The organism is Streptomyces sp. SDT5-1 (assembly GCF_052245995.1).
Classification (GTDB): domain Bacteria; phylum Actinomycetota; class Actinomycetes; order Streptomycetales; family Streptomycetaceae; genus Streptomyces.
This window is the reverse complement of the sequence record NZ_CM125963.1, coordinates 7,833,564-7,848,254: the sequence shown is the minus strand read 5'-3', so window position 1 is coordinate 7,848,254 and position 14,691 is coordinate 7,833,564. Positions and strand designations below refer to the sequence as shown.

At 71.6% G+C, this 14,691-nt stretch carries 10 protein-coding genes; 8 read left to right on the top strand and 2 right to left on the bottom strand.

The window, feature by feature from the left end; translation table 11 throughout:
* The first annotated feature begins 167 nt into the window (after positions 1–167).
* A complete protein-coding gene (locus ACTWJ8_RS36145; protein ID WP_443261711.1) occupies positions 168–3,632 on the top strand; it encodes an indolepyruvate ferredoxin oxidoreductase family protein in 3,465 nt (1,154 codons plus the stop codon).
* Between the two features lie 25 nt (positions 3,633–3,657).
* On the opposite strand, the gene ACTWJ8_RS36140 is transcribed toward ACTWJ8_RS36145, so the two are convergent.
* The gene (locus ACTWJ8_RS36140; protein WP_443261710.1) at positions 3,658–4,683 is read right to left on the bottom strand and encodes a LacI family DNA-binding transcriptional regulator; all 1,026 of its coding nucleotides are present in this window, start codon (positions 4,681–4,683) and stop codon (positions 3,658–3,660) included.
* Positions 4,684–4,851: 168 nt separating this feature from the next.
* Between ACTWJ8_RS36140 and ACTWJ8_RS36135 the strand changes: the two genes are divergently transcribed.
* From ACTWJ8_RS36135 to ACTWJ8_RS36120, 4 genes are all read left to right on the top strand, one after another.
* Positions 4,852–6,180 carry an extracellular solute-binding protein gene (locus ACTWJ8_RS36135; protein WP_356373002.1) on the top strand — a complete coding sequence of 443 codons (1,329 nt, stop codon included), beginning with the start codon at positions 4,852–4,854 and terminating at the stop codon, positions 6,178–6,180.
* A complete protein-coding gene (locus tag ACTWJ8_RS36130; protein WP_356373003.1) occupies positions 6,177–7,169 on the top strand; it encodes a carbohydrate ABC transporter permease in 993 nt (330 codons plus the stop codon). Before ACTWJ8_RS36135 ends, ACTWJ8_RS36130 begins: the two co-directional genes overlap by 4 nt.
* Positions 7,169–8,017 (top strand): carbohydrate ABC transporter permease, encoded by an 849-nt coding sequence (locus ACTWJ8_RS36125; protein WP_356373004.1) that lies wholly within the window; start codon positions 7,169–7,171, stop codon positions 8,015–8,017. Before ACTWJ8_RS36130 ends, ACTWJ8_RS36125 begins: the two co-directional genes overlap by 1 nt.
* Before the next feature lie 75 nt (positions 8,018–8,092).
* Complete coding sequence (locus ACTWJ8_RS36120; protein ID WP_356373005.1) at positions 8,093–9,760, top strand: glycoside hydrolase family 13 protein; 1,668 nt, start codon at positions 8,093–8,095, stop codon at positions 9,758–9,760.
* A 65-nt stretch (positions 9,761–9,825) separates the two neighbouring features.
* Here ACTWJ8_RS36120 and ACTWJ8_RS36115 read toward each other — a convergent pair whose 3' ends face one another.
* Complete coding sequence (locus ACTWJ8_RS36115) at positions 9,826–10,716, bottom strand: carbon-nitrogen hydrolase family protein (RefSeq protein ID WP_443261709.1); 891 nt, start codon at positions 10,714–10,716, stop codon at positions 9,826–9,828.
* Positions 10,717–10,835: 119 nt separating this feature from the next.
* Between ACTWJ8_RS36115 and ACTWJ8_RS36110 the strand changes: the two genes are divergently transcribed.
* The 3 genes from ACTWJ8_RS36110 to ACTWJ8_RS36100 all read left to right on the top strand — a co-directional run bounded on the left by ACTWJ8_RS36110 (position 10,836) and on the right by ACTWJ8_RS36100 (position 14,691).
* Positions 10,836–11,747, top strand: a complete 912-nt coding sequence (locus ACTWJ8_RS36110; RefSeq protein WP_356373007.1) for a LysR family transcriptional regulator — start codon at positions 10,836–10,838, stop codon at positions 11,745–11,747.
* Between the two features lie 93 nt (positions 11,748–11,840).
* A complete protein-coding gene (gene hisD / locus ACTWJ8_RS36105; RefSeq protein ID WP_356373008.1) occupies positions 11,841–13,202 on the top strand; it encodes a histidinol dehydrogenase in 1,362 nt (453 codons plus the stop codon).
* A gap of 88 nt (positions 13,203–13,290) precedes the next feature.
* Positions 13,291–14,691, top strand: a complete 1,401-nt coding sequence (locus tag ACTWJ8_RS36100; RefSeq protein ID WP_443261708.1) for an amino acid permease — start codon at positions 13,291–13,293, stop codon at positions 14,689–14,691.

Genomic DNA, 14,691 nt, shown 5'->3' with positions numbered 1-14,691 from the left:
GACCATCGGCCGCTCCACAGGTGCCATTTGGCGGCTCCCGGTCAGCGGAACCGCACTGCTCATGGCCAGTTGCCACGCCCCCGTCACGCCCCGTTGACCACTGTGCGAACGGGCTCCTACGGTCGTGCCACCCGGCCACCGACGCACCGCGCAAGGGAGCCCCTGCCGTGACCGCTGTTGAACCGAGTTCGCCCTCGCTGGAGGACCGCTTCCTCGCCGAGGACGGCACCGTCTACCTCACCGGCGTACAGGCGCTGGTGCGGATGCTGCTCGACCGGCAGCGGCACGACCGGCGCGGCGGCCGGCGTGGCTCGCTGTACGTGACCGGCTACGAGGGCTCGCCGCTCGCCGGGTACGACCTGGAGATCCAGCGGCGTTCCGCGCTGATGGCCGCGCACGACATCGTGCACGCGCCCGCGCTCAACGAGGAGTTGGCGGCGACCGCGCTCGCCGGCACTCAACTCGCGGGCACGGTCGCCGAACTGACCACCGATGGTGTCACCGGCATCTGGTACGGCAAGGCTCCAGGCCTCGACCGCGCCACGGACGCCGTCCGGCACGCCGCCATGACCGGCACGTCCCCCACCGGTGGCGTCGTCGCGCTCGTCGGGGACGACCCCAGCGCGAAGTCCTCGACCGTCCCGTGCTCCTCCGAACCGGCACTCGCCGACCTGCAGCTGCCGACGCTGTATCCGGCGGACTCGGCCGAGGTGCTGGAATTCGGGCTGCACGCCGTGGAGTTGTCGCGGGCCAGCGGGCTGTGGGCGGCGATGAAGGTGGCGACAAACGTCGCGGACGGCGCCTCGACCGCGTCGCTGCGCCCGGACTGGACGCCGCCCGACCTGACCGGCCTCCCCGACGGGCTGCGCGCCTACAGCCACACACCGAGCGCCCGGCTGCTGGGCACCGAACTCGCCGCGCTCGAACGGAGTCTCCAGCAGATCCGGCTGCCGATCGCCCTCGAATACCTCCGCCGCAGCGGCCTCAACCGCGTCCTCGGCGCGACGGGTCCCGCCCGCGTCGGCATCGTCGCGGCGGGGAAGACCTACCTCGACGTGCGCCAGGCCCTGGCCTCGCTCGGTCTCGACGACGCCGGCCTCGAACGCTCCGGGATCCGCCTCCTCAAGCTCGGCGCCATCGTTCCCGTCGAACCCACCGTCGTCCGCACCTTCGCCCAGGGTCTCGACGAGATCGTGGTCGTCGAGGACAAGCGCGCGTTCCTGGAGTCGGCGGTCAAGGAGATCCTGTACGGGGCGGTGGGCGCGCCCCGTGTCACCGGCAAGCGGGACCCGTCCGGCGCCCGCCTCTTCAGCGACGTCGGGGAACTCGACCCGGACGCCGTGGCGACGGGCCTGGTCTCCCGGCTACGCGACCACGACGGCTTCGACGGGCTGAGCACCTGGCAGGAGCGCAGGCCGCGCGAGCGCATACTCCTTCCGCTGGCGGCCCGCACCCCGTACTTCTGCTCGGGGTGTCCGCACAACTCCTCGACGAAGCCGCCCGATGGCGCGCTGGTCGGCGGTGGCATCGGCTGCCACGCGATGGTGCTGATGATGCCCGAGGAGCGGGTCGGCACGGTCGTGGGCCTGTCGCAGATGGGCGGCGAGGGCGGCCAGTGGATCGGCATGGCGCCCTTCGTCGACCGGACACACTTCCTCCAGAACCTCGGCGACGGGACGTTCGCGCACTCCGGCAGCCTGGCGGTGCGGGCCGCGGTCGCGGCGGACGTGTCGGTCACCTTCAAGATCCTGTTCAACTCGACCGTCGCCATGACCGGCGGCCAGGACGCGGTCGGCGCCCAGGGTGGCCTTGCGCAGCTCGTCGCCACGGTGCTCGCCGAAGGTGTCTCGCGCGTCGTGGTGACCACGCCCGCACCGAAGGCCGCGCGCCGCGCCCTGCGCCGGACACGCTCGGGCCCGGGACGGGGCCGGGTCACGGTCCGCCATCGCGACGAACTCATGGACGTGCAGCGCGAGTTGTCCGAGGTCTCCGGTGTCACGGTCCTGGTGCACGAGCAGGAGTGTGCGGCCGAGCGGCGCCGCAAGCGCAAGCGCGGCACGGCGCCCACGCCGACCGCCAAGGTGATGATCAATGAGCGGGTGTGCGAGGGCTGCGGCGACTGCGGGCAGAAGTCCAACTGCCTGTCCGTGCGCCCGGTCGACACCGAGTACGGTCGCAAGACACGCATCCACCAGTCGTCGTGCAACCTGGACTACTCGTGTCTGGACGGCGACTGTCCCTCCTTCCTGACGGTCACCCCCGCCGCCCGGCGGGACACCGGGCCCCGCACGCCCGAGGACCCGGGCCCGCTGCCCGAGCCCGATGTGCGCGAGCACGCCGACGGCGCCCGGATCCGCATCACCGGGGTCGGCGGCACCGGCGTCGTCACCATCGCGCAGATCCTCGCCACGGCGGCCTCCCTCGACGGCCGCCACGTCCGAGCCCTCGACCAGACGGGCCTGGCCCAGAAGGGCGGCGCGGTCGTCTCCGACCTCAAGATCACGCGTACGCCGGTGGAGCTGGCGGCCAAGCTGGCGGGCGGCGAGTGCGATCTGTACCTCGGCTGCGACTCCCTGGTGGCCACCGACCCGACGCAGCTGAGGGCGGCCGACCCGGAGCGCACCACGGCGGTGGTGTCGACGGCCGAGGTGCCGACCGGCCGCATGGTGACCGACCCGGCGGCGTCGTTCCCCGCGCAGCGGGACATCCGCTCGACGCTGGACGGCCGTACGCGCGCGACACACCATGTGCCCGCCGACGCGCTCGCCCAGGAGCTGTTCTCCGACGAGCAGTTCGCGAACATGCTCCTGGTCGGGTCCGCGTTCCAGGCCGGTACGCTCCCGCTGTCCGCCGCGGCCGTCGAGCAGGCCATCACGCTGAACGGGGCCCGGGTCGAGGCCAACATCCAGGCGTTCCGCCACGGCCGCCGCTTCATGGCACAACGGTTGGGCACCCTGACGACACCGACGGACGACACCACCACGGAGGACAAGCCGACGGCCGTCCTCGTGTCCGAGCGCACACAGGACCTGACGTCCTATCAAGATGCCTCCTACGCGGTCGTGTACGCGGAGTTCGTCGAGCGGGTCCGCACCACGGAGACGTCCCTCATCGCGCCCGACAGCGACGTACTCACCCGAGCCGTGGCCCACCACCTCCACAAGCTGATGGCCTACAAGGACGAGTACGAGGTGGCCCGGCTCTCCCTCGACCCATCGCTCGACGCGTCCGTGCGCGCCCAGTGGGGTCCCGGCGCCCGTGTCTCGTACCGTCTGCACCCACCGCTCCTCCGCGCGCTCGGCGTGCAACGCAAGATCACGCTGGGGCCGTGGTTCCGGCCCGCGTTCCGCGTCCTGCGCGGCATGCGCCGCCTGCGGCACACCCCGTTCGATCCGTTCGCCCTGGCCCGGGTGCGCAAGGTGGAGCGGGCGCTGGTCGGCGAGTACCGCGAGGCGGTGGAGGAGGCCCTGCGCCACCTGACACCCGAGACCCTCCCGGTCGCCGTCGAACTGGCCGGGCTGCCCGACATCGTCCGCGACTACGAGGACATCAAGCTGGCCTCCGTGGAGCGCTTCCGGGCCCGCCTGACGGAACTGCGCGGGGAGCTGCGGGCGCAGCCGGTGTCCGCCTGACCTACCAGCCCCCGGCCTCGGAGCGCTACGCCTCCGGGGCCGGCCCCGTGCTCCCGCGCGGCACGAGTTCCACCGGCAGGACGACGTGTCGCTCCAGGTTCGCCTCGGGATCCTGGATCACGGAGCGCGCCAGTTCGGCGGCGGCAACGCCCAGTTGGCGTGCCGGCTGGGCCAGGGTGGAAAGGTCCCAGGGCCCCGCCATCGCGTGGTCGTCGAAGCCGAGGACCGAGACACTCCCTGGCACCGCCACGTTGGTGCCGCGCAGTACGGTCAGCAGCCGGAAGGCGATGTCGTCCGTCTCGGCGAAGACCGCGGTGGGCGGCTCGGGGAGGGACAACAGCCGGCCGACCGCCGCATCCAGGCTCGGCCCCTGCCACTGGGCGACCCGTCGGACCAGGTCCTCGTCCTCCTCGATCCCCGCCTCCGCCAGCGCGGATCGGTAGCCCTGGAGGCGTGCACGACTGCTCCAGGCGAAGCCCGAGTCGTCGACGGGCTCGATGTAGGCCACGCGGCGGTGACCGAGGTTGAGCAGGTGCCGCGTGCCGCGCAGGGCGGCCTCCGCGTCGTCGACGTAGACGCTGGCCCGGCCCGCCTCGTGCTGGCTGACGAAGATCAGCGGCATGCCCAGGCCGTCCAGGCGCGCGCGCTCCTCCGGGGAGAGCGCGAAGCTGACGACGAGCAGCGCGTCCGCGTTCCTGCGGGCGGGCAGCCGGTCGAAGAACTGGGCGCGCTGCTCGGCGGTGGTGACGCTGTAGACGAGCATGTCGAGGCCTGCCGCGTTGAGTTCGGGCCCGAGCCCCGCGAGGACCGCGCCGAGGAACCAGGACTCCATGTTCGGAACGAGCACGGCGATCCTGCCGGTACGTCCGGTGACCAGGCTGGAGGCGCTGCGCGATATCGCGAAGGACAGCTCGCGCGCGGCCCGTTCGACGCGCTCGCGCGTCTGCGGTGACACCGTCGACAGGCCGCGCAGCGTGCGCGAGACGGTCGAGGGAGACACTCCGGCCCGTTGTGCGACATCCGCCAATGTGGCGCCCCGTTCACCGCTCATGAGCGGGACGCTAACACAGTGGTCACCCACCCCACACCCTCCGGAATGCCATCGCTGTCATCGGGGACGGCTCGGGATTCACCGCACCCTGGGCATTGACACTCCATCTCGGCGATCCCTACCGTGCAAGCGCTGTCATCGGGCAGTCCTGAAGGGGAGGAGCAAGTCATGGCTCTGCGCCGCAGAAGCCTGCTGGCGGGCGCCGGAAGCGCCGTCGCGGCGGGCCTGTTGTCCGGATGCGGAGGGCGGGACCTCGACGACCTGCTCACACGGGCGGCCGCCGTCCCGAGGGGCCCGGCCCGGCTCACCTGGTGGGTGTCGGAGATTCCGTCCCGCCGAGGTTCCGTCGTCGCGGACCTCGTCATCCGGGCCTTCGAGCGCCGCCACCCGAACGTACGGATCTCGAAGATCAACGCGCTGTCCACGTCGGACGGCAATCGCAGCGCCCTCACGACCCAGCTCGCGGGCGGCTCTCCCCAGCCCGATGTCTATCTCGGCGACACGACGTGGCCCGCGCAGTTCGGCGACTCATCGCTCGCCCTGCCTGTCGACGAGCTGCTGCCCGACGGTTTCTGGGATGCCTACCCGGCGGCACTGCGGCGCAGTTCCACCTACCGGGACGCGGCGTACGCGGTGCCGTTCTTCCTCGACAGCACGTATCTCTTCTACCGCAAGGATCTGTTGGCCAAGCACGGCCTGCGGGTTCCACGCAGTTGGGAGGAACTGCTGCACACGTCGAGGACGGTGCAGCGGGCCGGGGACACATCGGCCGGATTCCTGTGGCAGGCCGCGGTGACGGAGTCACTCACCGCGAATGTCACCGAGTTCCTCGCCGACGCGGGCGGCACCGTCCTGGACGAGCGAGGTCGGGCCGCGCTGAGCGGGGCGGCGGCGGAGCGGGCGTTCTCGCTGATGGCCGAGTTCACCGCGAGCGGGGTCACGCCGAGGACCGTCACGACCTATCAGGAGGCCGACTCCCAGGACGCGTTCGTCAACGGGCGGGGGCTGTTCCTGCGCAACTGGTCCTACGCCTGGGTCAACGCGTCCACGCCCGATGTCTCGCGTGTCGCCGGGAAGGTCGGCGTCGTGCCGCGCCCCGGCTTCGAGGGCGTCGGGCGCGGTGGCGTCTCCTGCGCGGGAGGCTGGAGCAACTTCGTCAACCCGAGCTCCCGACAGCTCGGCGCCGCCATGGCGTTCGCCCGGTTCTGCGCCGGTGCGGAGGTACAGCGCCTGCTTGCACGGGAGGCCGGGGTGGTCCCCGCCATGACGTCCGTGCTCCACGGACGCGAGGCGCGGGCCGCCGACGATCCCACGGTGCTGCGCGCCGCCGAGCTCCGCCTCGTCGCACGGCCGGTGCAGACCCCGCACTACCCGCAGGTCAGCAAGGCGCTCTACACGTCGGCCAACGCGGTCGTCGGCGGCAACCTCTCCCCTGCCGCCGGGGTCCGTGCCGCGCAGGACGGCGTTCATACGGCTCTGGAAGGGAAGGCGCTGTGATTTCCGCACTGCGGTCGAGAACACCGGCGGAGACGAAGGGCGGGGGCGGACGGCCCCCGGAACCACCCCCGGACCCCGAAGGGTCCCCGGCACCGTCCGGATTCGCTGCCCGCCGCCGCGCCCGGGCCGGCTGGCTCTTCGCCTCACCGGCCCTGCTGGTCGTCGCGGTGGTGACGGTCTTCCCCGTGCTCTTCTCGCTGGCCCTGTCGTTCGCCGACGTGCGCCTCGCATACGGCGGATTGCGCCTCGGCTCCCCCACGCTCGCCCACTACGAGGCGCTGCTCACCAACCCCGCGTGGTACCACGCGCTCGCGTTCACCCTGGGGTTCACGGCCGTCTCCGTGCTCCTCGAGCTGGTCCTCGGCACGCTGGTGGCACTCGTCCTGGAGCGGCTCGGCGCGGCCCGCGGCTGGCTGATCGCGCTGCTTCTGCTGCCCTGGGCTCTGATCAATGTCGTCGCCGCCCAGCTGTGGTCGTACCTGTTCAACGGCACGTACGGTGCGGTGAGCTGGCTGTGCGAGCAGGTGCTCGGCGGTCAGCCGGACATCCTGGGCCGACCGGTTCCCGCGATGGCCGCGATGGTCGTGGTCGATGTCTGGAAGACCACGCCGTTCGTGGCGATCGTCGTGCTGGCGGGGCTGATGCTGATCCCGCAGGAGGTGTACGAGGCGGCCGAGATCGACGGCGCCGGGAGGTGGGCGACGTTCTGGCGGGTCACGCTGCCGCAGCTGAAGCCCATCGTCGCCATCGCGGTGCTCTTCCGCATTCTTCAGGCGTTCGGCATCTTCGACCTGCCCTTCGTCCTGACACAGGGCGGCCCCGGAACGGCCACCCAGTCGGTGGCGATGCTCGGCTACCGGGTGCTGTTCCAGGATCTCGACTTCGGCGGAGGCGCCGCTGTCGCCGTCTGCACCGCGGCCATCGTGATGGGCTGCTGTCTGCTGTTCCTGCGCGTCTTTCGCGCCCAGGCCGATGAGGAGGCCCGCTGATGAGCCGCCGGACTTCCCGATCAGGTGTCCGCCGTTACGTCAATGTCGTCAACGTCGGCGGTCTCCTGATCGCCGTCTGCGCGACGCTGCCGCTGCTGTGGATGGCGTCGACCTCCTTCAAGGGACCGGCCGAGATCAGTGCGACGCCGCCGACCCTGCTGCCGAAGTCGCCGACGCTCGACAACTACACAACGGCGTTCGTGCGCAACGGCATCGGCCAGTACTTCGTCAACAGTGTCGTGGTCGCCTGCATGTCGACGGCCCTGATCCTTTCCCTGGCCTTCCTCGCCGGCTACGCCCTCGCCCGGTTCGCGCTGCGGGGCCGGGGTGCCATCATGATGGCGCTGCTGATGCTGTCGGTGTTCCCGCCGATCGCGCTGCTGGTCCCGCTGTTCCTGATGGAGCGCCAGGCAGGGTTGCTCAACAGCTATCCCGGCCTGGTCATCCCGTATGTGGCACTCAATCTGCCGTTCGCCGTCTGGATCATGCGCAACTACCTCAGCAAGATCCCACGCGAACTGGAGGAGGCGGCGACAGTCGACGGGGCGGGCGCCCTGCGCACGGCCCTGACCGTGATCCTGCCGCTGGCCCGGCCGGGGCTCTTCACCGCGGGCGTGTTCTCGTTCACCGCCACGTGGTCGGAGTTCCTGCTGGCACTCACCTTCAACGGCGTCGACGACCGGCGCACCGTGTCCGTCGGCATCGCCCTGTTCACCAGCCAGTACCAGGTCCCGTACGGGGTGATCTTCGCCGGGGCGATGGTGGCCACCGTGCCCATCGCCCTGCTCGTCCTGATCTTCCGGCGGTCCGTGGTCTCCGGCATGACCACGGGCGCGGTCAAGGGCTGAGCCGCACCCGTATTCCTCGCACGTCCTGCCCGCGGCGCTCATCGCGGACACCGCACCACCCCGAAAGGTCCTCGCATGTCCCAGTGTCCTCGCCCCCTCGGTACCTCCGTCGACGCCGACTGGTGGCGACAGGCGGTCGTCTACCAGGTCTATCCCCGCAGCTTCGCGGACGCCGACGGGGACGGCATCGGCGACATCCGCGGCGTCACCTCCCGTCTCACGTACCTCGCCGACCTCGGTGTGGACGCCGTCTGGCTGAGCCCCTTCTACCCCTCGGAGCTGGCCGACGGCGGGTACGACGTCGCCGACCACCGTGACGTGGATCCCCGGCTCGGCACCCTCGACGACTTCGACGCAATGGTCGCGGAGGCCGAGCGGCTCGGCCTGAGGGTCCTGGTGGACATCGTTCCCAACCACTCGTCGGACCGGCACGTCTGGTTCCAGGAGGCCCTCGCCGCGGCCCCCGGCTCAGCCGCCCGTGACCGCTATGTGTTCCGCGACGGCCGCGGCGAGCACGGCGAACTCCCGCCCACCGACTGGCCGTCCAGCTTCGGCGGACCCGCCTGGACGCGCGTTCCCGACGGCCAGTGGTACCTGCATCTCTACGCTCCCCAGCAGCCGGACTTCAACTGGGACAACCCGGAGGTCCGCGAGGACTTCCACACCACGTTGCGCTTCTGGTCGGACCGGGGCGTCGCCGGATTCCGCGTCGACGTCGCGCACGGACTCGCCAAGGACCTGGCCGAACCCCTGCGCGACCTCGGCGACGCGCTCAGCTACGATCCCGACGCGCTGCCCGACGACGGCAGCCACCCACTGTGGGACCGGGACGCCGTCCACGACATCTATCGCGGCTGGCGGCGGGTGTTCGACGAGTACGAACCGCCGCGTTTCGCCGTCGCCGAGGCCTGGGTCCGCTCCTCGCGGCGCGCCCCCTACGCCTCTGCGGACGAGCTCGGCCAGGCCTTCAACTTCGATTTCCTGCACACGCCTCTTGAGCCCCGCGTCATGCGGGCCACCATCGACACCGCCCTCGCCGACGCCCGGGGCGCCGGCGCCACCAGCACCTGGGTGCTCTCCAACCACGACGTCGTACGCCACCCTTCGCGCTACGCGCTGCCCACCGGCTCCACCAAGTCCGACACCGAGGCATGGCTGATGACGGACGGCCAGGTGCCCGTGCCGGATCCGGTGCTGGGCCTGCGCAAGGCACGCGCCGCCACGCTCCTGATGCTGGCGCTGCCCGGCTCCGCGTACCTCTACCAGGGCGAGGAGCTGGGCCTTCCGGAGGTCGCCGACCTCCGCCACGAGGACCTCCAGGACCCCATCTGGGTGCGCAGTGGCGGTCGTGTCAAGGGCCGCGACGGCTGCCGCGTGCCGCTGCCGTGGACCCGGGAGGGAGCGAGCCACGGCTTCGGTCCCGGCGGCTCCTGGCTGCCGCAGCCCGCCGGCTGGGGCTCGTACGCCGCCGATGTGCAGGCCGGTGACAAGGACTCCGTCCTGGAGCTGTACCGGGCGGCTCTGCGCCTGCGTCGTGAGCTGGTCGCGGACGAGCGTCTGGAGTGGGCCGACACCCGCGCGGCGGAGGGCCCGGTGCACTTCTCCCGCTCCGGTGGCTGGCACATCGTCAGCAATCTGACCGACGAGCCGGTCCCGCTGCCGCAGGGCACTGTGCTGTTGTCCTCCGGGCCGCTGGCGGAGGGGGAGTTGCCCGCCTGGACCACTGCCTGGATGCTCACGTAGCGCCCCAGGAGGGGCAGTTGCGCCGACCGGGTCCGCCGGTCGGCGCACCCGGAGCACGAGGCTCCCTACCGCCGGCCCTCCTCCGGAAGCCCCTCCCGCCACCGCTCCGGATCGATCCGCCCCCCGTACAGGGGCAGTTCGAGCGGCGGCTGGCCCGCGGTGAACGGGTCCCAGACGCGGGTGAGGCCCGCCGTGCCGTGGGTGCGGACGCGGCGGGACTCGGTGAGGTCGAGGACGTCCGTGACGATCTGGGCGGTGGCGGACTCGGCCTCCGCGCGCACCCGGCCCTCCGGGTCGACGACGACGCTGCGGCCGATGCCGTCGGGCTGTGCCGCGTTGACGCTGGCCACGGCGACCTGGTTGACGATGGCGTTGGCGCGGGCCAGGACCAGTTCCTGGGTCCGGTCGACGGTGGGGGTGCGCACGAGGTTCAGGACCAGGTCGGCGCCCTGCCAGGCGAGGTGGCGTGTGACCTCGGGGAACCAGGCGTCGTAGCAGATGGACAGGCCCACGCGCCCGTGCCCCGGCATGTCGAAGACGACGAACTCGGCGCCGGACGCGGTGGTCTCGTAGGGGCGCCAGGGGAACATCTTGCGGTACGCGGCGACGCGCTCGCCCTCCGGTGAGTACACGGGGGCGGTGTTGTAGATCGCTCCGTCGTCGTCGCGTTCGTAGATGCTTCCGGGCACGAGCCACACACCCGTCTCGCGTGCGAGGGCGGCGAGGCGGGCGCCGCGCGGGCCGTCCAGTGGCTCGGCGGCCGACTCCATCACGGACTCCGGGTCCTCGTCCGGCCGGTGGCCGCACACGTGCAGCTCCGGGTAGAGCAACAGGCGGGCGCCGGGATGGGCGCGGGTGACACGGCGGACGTCCGCCGCGAACGCGTCGAGGGTGTCGGGGTCGGCGTGGTGGAGGGCGGCCGACTGGACGAGGCAGAGCGACAGCGGGCTGGTCATCGGCGTGGAGACACCTTCCGGCGGGGTGATGTGCGGGGCCCGTCCGAGCCAATCAGGCCGCTCCCCCACGGACAACCCCGTTGCTTCCTGCGGGAGGGGCAGGGTTAGCCTGTGGCCGCATGACGCTCACCCAACTGAGAGCCTTCGTCGAGGCGGAGCGGCTCGGGTCGTTCACCGCCGCCGCGCGGGCCCTGGACATGGCTCAGGCCTCCGCGTCCGAGCTGGTGCGACGCCTCGAGGCGGAACTGGACGCCGAGCTGTTCGTGCGCGGCAGCCGCACCCTGACCCTCACCTCGGCCGGCCAGGAGCTGCTGCCGTACGCCCAGCAGTCGGTCGCGGCCGCCGACAGCGGGACGCGGGCCGTGCACTCGCTCGGTTCGCTCGGCGGCGGCACCGCCACCTTCGGTGTCCTGCGCAACGCGGACTACTACCTGCTGTCCAACCTGGTCCAGCTGTTCCACGCCCGCTACCCGTCGGTGCGGGTGCGGCTCGTCGGCCAGAACTCGGCGGAGACGGCCGCCGCCGTCGCGGCCGGGCGCATCGAGGCGGGACTGGTCGTGCTCCCCATCGACGATGAGGAACTCCAGGTCACCCCACTGCTGCGCGACGAGGTGCACTACGTCAGCGCCAGCGAGGAACGCACCCGGACACCCGTCACCATCGAGGACTTCGCGCGCGCCCCGCTCGTCCTGTACGACGCCCACTACGGCTGGCAGGACCCGACACGGCGGCAGCTCGCGGAGCGCGCCCAGCTCGCCGGCGTACGCGTCGACCCGCTGATCGAGCTGGAGCACGTGGAGGCCGCGCTGAAGCTGGCGGCCACCGGGGTCGGTGACACCATCGCCAGCCGCGCGGTCGTCGACAGCCCCGCCTTCCCCGACGGTCTGCACACGGCCCCGTTCGCGGAGCCGCTCTACGACACCATCGCGCTCGTACGACGCCGGGGCCACCCCCTGTCCCGTGCCACCCGCGAGCTGGTCCGCATCGCCGAGGACACCCTGCGCGAGATCCGCACCGAACGGAGCCTTTGAGCGGCGCGCGGACACATGTGCAGGGAAACCCTGCGGGTTGGACAGGACTCGCCCCTCTAGTCCTGTGGCAGCGGCGCGTCTAGCGTCCTCGCCATGCAGATCACGCACGCCGAAGCCCAGTCCCTCCCGCCCCTCACCTGGCTCAAGAAGCCGTCCGTCGACGGACCGCCCGCCCAGCGCGACCCGAAGGTCGTCGAGCGCGTCTCCGAGATGCTCTCGGAGATCGAGCGCAAGGGCATGGACGCCGTACGCTCCTACGCCCAGGAGCTGGACGGCTGGTCCGGCGAACTCGAGGTGTCGGCACACGAGTTGAAGAAGTCGGGCGACGCGCTGCCGCCCGACGTCCGCACCGCCCTGGAGATGGGCTACGAGCGCACCCACCGGTTCGCCGCCGCCCAGCGCGAACACCTCACCGACTTCGAGATCGAGCTGGCTCCCGGTGTGAAGGGCGGCCAGCGGTACGTGCCCGTCTCCCGCGTCGGCGCCTACCTCCCCGCCGGCCGCTTCCCGCTCCTGGCCAGCGCGTTCATGACGGTCAACGTGGCGAAGACGGCCGGTGTGCCCACCGTCGTGGCATGCACTCCGCCGTCCGGCGAGCACGGCGCCCACCCGGCGGTGCTGTACGGCGCGTACCTGTCGCGCGCCGACCGCGTCTTCGCCCTCGGCGGTGTGCAGGCGCTCGGCGCGATGGCGTTCGGGCTGCTCGGCGAGGCGCCGGTGGACATGCTCGTCGGCGCGGGCAACGCGTTCGTCACCGAGGCCAAGCGGCAGCTGTTCGGGCAGGTCGGCATCGACCTCCTCGCGGGTCCGTCGGAGGTGGCGGTCATCGCCGACCACACCGCCGATCCGGAGTGGGTGGCCGCCGACCTCCTCGGCCAGGCCGAGCACGGGCCCAACTCCCCCGCCGCGCTGATCACCACGTCGGAGCGGACGGGCCGGGCGGTCGTCGCGGAGATGGAGCGTCAGCTGGCCACGCTCGCCACCCGTGACATCGCGGGCCCGGCCTGGCGGGACTTCGGCTCCGTCATCGTGGTCGAGGACCGTGACGCCGCCGTGGCCGTGGCCGATGTCATCGCCCCGGAGCACCTCGAGGTGCACACCGAGGACGACGACTTCTACCTGGAGAACCTCTCCAACTACGGTTCCCTGTTCATCGGCCGGTGGTCCACCGTGGCGTACTCCGACAAGGGCATCGCCGGCACGAACCATGTGCTGCCGACGGGCAAGACCGCCCGCTACAACGCCGGTCTGTCGGTGTCCCGATTCCTGAAGCCGCTGACGTACCAGCGCGCCGCGGAGGAGGGCACGGCGGCGCTCGCCCCGGCCGTCGAGCGGATCTCCGCCTTCGAGGGGCTCGCGGCGCACGGCGCCACCGCCACCCTGCGCATCGACCGGATCGGCCGCACCTCCGGCGCGTTCGACGCGGTGCCCGCCGCGCTGCGCGACCAGCTCTGACCTGCCCTGCACCACCGGGCCGGGGGCGGCCGCGTCCCCGGCCCACCCTCCGTGGCCACCCCCCGTCCGCGAAGCCAAGGAACCTCTCATGCACCCACCCTCCCCAGAGCCCGCGCCCGCCTCCGGCGCGGCCCTCACCCAGGGCCTGAAGGGCCGCCAGATCACGATGATCTCCATCGGCGGGGTGATCGGCGCGGGCCTCTTTGTCGGCTCGTCGGCCGCCGTGGCCACCGCGGGTCCCGCCGTGATCGTCTCGTTCCTGCTGGCCGCCGCGCTCGTGGTGCTGGTCATGCAGATGCTCGGCGAGATGGCCGTCGCCAACCCCGACACGGGCTCCTTCTCCACGTACGCGGACCGGGCACTCGGCCGCTGGGCCGGATTCTCGATCGGGTGGCTCTATTGGTGGTTCTACATTTTGGTCATTCCCATCGAGGCCATCGCGGCGGGTGAGGTGATTGCGGGGCTGACCTCGATCCCGAGCTGGATACCGGCGCTCGCGGTGATCCTCGTGCTGACCGGCAGCAATCTGCTGGCGGTGCGCAACTACGGCGAGTTCGAGTACTGGTTCTCGCTGATCAAGGTCGTCGCCATCGTGGCGTTCCTGGTCCTCGGGGCGCTCGCCGTGCTCGGGCTGCTGCCGGGCTCCGACACCCATGGTGTGTCGAACCTCTGGAGCCACGGCGGCTTCGCACCGCAGGGTGTCACGGCCATCCTGGCCGGGCTGCTCACCGCCATGTTCAGCTTCCAGGGCAGCGAGATCGTCACGATCGCGGCGGCCGAGTCGCAGGAGCCGCGCAAGAACATCAAGAAGGCGATCCGGGCGGTGGTGTGGCGGCTCGGCCTCTTCTACCTCGGCTCGATCCTCGTCGTGGTGTGTCTGGTGCCGTGGAACGCCGACGACCTGGCGACCGGTTCCTACCAGGCGGTGCTCGACCGGATGAACATCCCCGGCGCCTCCCGGATCATGGACGTGGTGCTTGTCGTCGCCGTGTGCAGCTGCCTGAACTCGGCCGTCTACACGGCGTCGCGGATGCTGTACTCGCTGGCCGGGCGGAGCGACGCCCCCGCCGCGTTCGCCCGTACGTCGCCGCAGGGTGTGCCCCGCAACGCGGTCCTCGCCTCGACCGTCGTCGGCGTCGCCGCGGTGGTGGCCAACTACCTGCTCCCCGACGTGTTCTCGTACCTGATCGCCTCCAGCGGGGCCATCGCGCTCATGATGTACCTGGTCATCGCGCTGACGCAGTACGCGGTGCGGCGCAAGGGCGGCAGGCCCGCCGAGGTACGCATGTGGGGCTTCCCGTATCTGACGCTGGCCACCATCGCGTTCATCGCCGGTGTGCTGGTCCTGATGGCCGTGCTGCCGGGGCACCGTCTGGAGCTGTGGCTCTCGCTCGGGCTCGCCGCCGTGCTTGCCGCGGTGGGTGTCGTGCGGCAGCGGAGCGACAAGGCGCCCGCCGTCGAGCCCGTACGGGTCGTCTCCCGGTCGTGA